Source organism: Ruminococcus sp., assembly GCF_024684275.1.
In genome coordinates this window covers 1-2,980 of record NZ_JAIKXF010000025.1, presented here as the reverse complement: position 1 = coordinate 2,980, position 2,980 = coordinate 1, and the positions used below count along the sequence as shown (strand labels likewise).

The following is a 2,980-nucleotide window of genomic DNA, read 5'->3' as shown; positions in this document are numbered from 1 at the left end:
CTGTAACGGACAGACCAAGCATATCTGCAAGGCGCTTTTGCGTATATCCCTTACTTTTTCTAAGATCTCTCAGTATTATTCCAAAATCATACGGTTCATGCATAGAATTTTCCTCACATTAAAATTTTACATTGCGAAACTTGAATTTAATTCTATATTATGATATAATTGTAGAATAATAGATGAATTTTATTCAAATAAATAGATAGAAATTCTATAAAGGAACCATTATGAACAAACAAGTAAAATCCAGGCAGCGTGTAGCCGACCACGGAGAAGTATTTACGGCTGAGCGTGAGGTCAAAGCCATGTGCGACCTTGTATTGCCCGAAACGCAGCGTATTGACAGCCGATTTCTTGAACCTGCCTGCGGTGACGGGAACTTCCTCGCAGAGGTGCTGAGCCGCAAATTAGCTGTTGTGCGGAAGAAATACAAGCGGAGCACCATTGACTATGAAATGAACTCCCTGCTGGCTGTGAGCAGTCTTTACGGTGTCGATATACTGGCGGATAATGTTGCCGCCTGCCGTGAGCGGCTATATAAGCTGTGGGCAAAGCAGTACAAGTCGGTGTGCAAGAATGAGTGCAGCGATGATATGAACCGTTCTATCTGCTTTATACTGGAACGCAACATTGTCTGCGGAAACGCTCTCACGCTGTGCTGTGTTGATGAAAACTGCAACAATACCGATGAGCCTATCGTCTTTTCGGAGTGGGCATTCATCACAGGAGCAAACATTCAGCGGAGCGACTATACCTTTGCGGAGCTACTAAGTCAGGACGAGGTTCAGCTCAGTATCAGCGGAGATGAGGGAACGTTCCTGCAAAAATATATTTGTCATTACAGGAGGTTAGGTGAAAATGGCTGAAGGACTATTTGAAAATGTTTACAATCCCGATGTACTGTCGTGTCTGGCGAATCTATCCAACGATGAAGTTTTCACGCCTCCAGAGATTGTAAACCAGATGCTTGATATGCTGCCGCAGGAGCTTTTCTCCGATCCCGACACGACCTTTCTCGATCCCGCCTGTAAAACAGGAGTATTTCTCCGTGAGACAGCCAAGCGGCTCATCAAGGGACTTGAACCGCAGTTTCCCGATTTGCAGGAGCGTATCGACCACATCTTTCATAAGCAGCTTTTCGGTATCGCTATAACTGAGCTGACGAGCCTGCTGTCACGGCGCGGACTTTATTGCAGCAAGTATCCCAACAGCAATTATTCCGTCAGCCGATTTGACGATGCACAGGGCAATATCCGTTTCAAGCGAATCAGCCACAAATGGGAAAAGGGCAAGTGCGTTTACTGCGGAGCGTCCGAGAGCCAGTATGAGCGTGGTGACGAGCTTGAAACTCATGCCTATGAGTGGATACATACTATAAAACCAGAGGAAATATTTAATATGAAGTTCGATGTCATAATATCAAATCCGCCTTATCAGCTTAGCGACGGAGGAAACGGAGCAAGTGCCTCTCCATTATATCAATTGTTTGTTGAAAAGGCTAAGATGCTAAAACCGAGATATATAACTATGATAATTCCATCACGTTGGTTTGCTGGTGGAAAAGGACTTGATGATTTCAGAAAAGAAATGCTTGAAGACAATCGAAATGTGCGTATAGTTGACTATGTTAATGCAAAGGACTGTTTCAACGGCATAAGTCTTGGTGGAGGTGTTTGTTATTTTTTATGGGACAGAGATAATCCTCGCCCATGTGAATTTACCAATATACATGACGATATTATTTCAACACAAATACGTGATTTATCAGAATTTCCAGTGTTTGTAAGATATAATGAAGCTATTTCTATTATTCATAAAGTTCAGAGTTTTAAAGAAAAAACAGTTTCAGAATTAGTTGGAACACGTAATCCCTTTGGATTATCATCCGCCGCAAGAGGAAGCGAATATGAAGATGAGATTTTATTATATTCAAGCGGTGGGAAAGGCTATATCCCGAAGAATATCATAACACAAGGAAATGACATTATAAATAAATACAAGGTAATGATTAGTAAAGTTACCAGTGAACATGCGGGTGAACCAGATAAAAGCGGTATGTTCACGGTTATTTCTACAACAAGAGTTTTGTCACCAAATGAAGTTTGTACCGATTCATATTTAGTTGCATTTGTTTCCGACACGGAGAATGAAGCAATTAATTTTGCTAAATACCTTTGCAGTAAGTTCTTCCGATTTTTATTACTACAAGCCGTTTCTTCAATTAACCTTTCAAAAGATAAATTTCAATTTATTCCTATTCAAGATTTTTCCCAAGAATGGCATGATGAACTATTATATAAAAAATACTCACTATCTAAAGAGGAGATAGATTTCATTGAATCAATGATTAAACCTAAAGAATTAGGCGGTGAATAATATGATCGAACAGGAATTTTTCCCTCAGCGCCCCTCGGCAGCACCCTCCATATACGCTTTCCGGCTCAATGATGTTGCCAGTCACAACGGCTACATAAAGGTCGGCTACACCGACCGTGACGTAAAAACCCGTATCCGTGAGATAATGCACACAAGCGGCGTTCCCTATACTATCCTGTGGTCGGATTCGGCAATGCGTCCCGACGGTTCGTGCTTTACCGACCACGATGTTCACGCTATACTCCGCCGAAACGGCTTTCACAGGCTCTATGAAGGCGAGGACGATAACGAGTGGTACGGCTGCTCCGTTGACGACGTAAAGGCGGCAGTCCGAGAGCTTAGAACAGGCGAGATAGCTGATACTCAGCGTACTCTTGATTTCAAAATGCGGCCCGAACAGCATATCGCCGTAAAGCGTACAATGGAGTATTTCCGAAAGGCGAAAGCTGATGAGCCGGACCGTGCACCGAAGTTCCTGTGGAATGCTAAAATGCGCTTTGGCAAGACCTTTGCCGCATATCAGCTCTGCCGCAAAATGGGCTTCAAGCGGATACTTGTGCTGACATTCAAGCCTGCGGTGGAGTCCGCATGGCACGAAGAT

4 protein-coding genes are annotated in these 2,980 nt (G+C 43.2%); 3 read left to right on the top strand and 1 reads right to left on the bottom strand.

The features are described 5' to 3' along the window. Window positions 1-103, bottom strand: a 103-nt coding sequence (locus K5677_RS14415) for a helix-turn-helix transcriptional regulator (RefSeq protein ID WP_366848818.1), incomplete at its 3' end; no start/stop codon positions are given. 127 nt (window positions 104-230) lie between these two features. Between K5677_RS14415 and K5677_RS03245 the strand changes: the two genes are divergently transcribed. The 3 genes from K5677_RS03245 to K5677_RS03235 form a co-directional block, all read left to right on the top strand. Then, window positions 231-869 (top strand): DNA methyltransferase, encoded by a 639-nt coding sequence (locus K5677_RS03245; protein WP_296724589.1) that lies wholly within the window; start codon window positions 231-233, stop codon window positions 867-869. After that, complete coding sequence (locus tag K5677_RS03240) at window positions 862-2,379, top strand: Eco57I restriction-modification methylase domain-containing protein (protein ID WP_296724586.1); 1,518 nt, start codon at window positions 862-864, stop codon at window positions 2,377-2,379. Before K5677_RS03245 ends, K5677_RS03240 begins: the two co-directional genes overlap by 8 nt. Window position 2,380: 1 nt before the next feature. Continuing rightward, on the top strand, window positions 2,381-2,980 hold a 600-nt coding region (locus K5677_RS03235; protein WP_296724583.1), incomplete at its 3' end, for a GIY-YIG nuclease family protein.

Coding starts and splice junctions, on each gene's coding strand:
- K5677_RS03245 (WP_296724589.1), top strand. CDS start 231: ATGAACAAACAAGTAAAATCCAGGCAGCGTGTAGCCGACCACGGAGAA.
- K5677_RS03240 (WP_296724586.1), top strand. CDS start 862: ATGGCTGAAGGACTATTTGAAAATGTTTACAATCCCGATGTACTGTCG.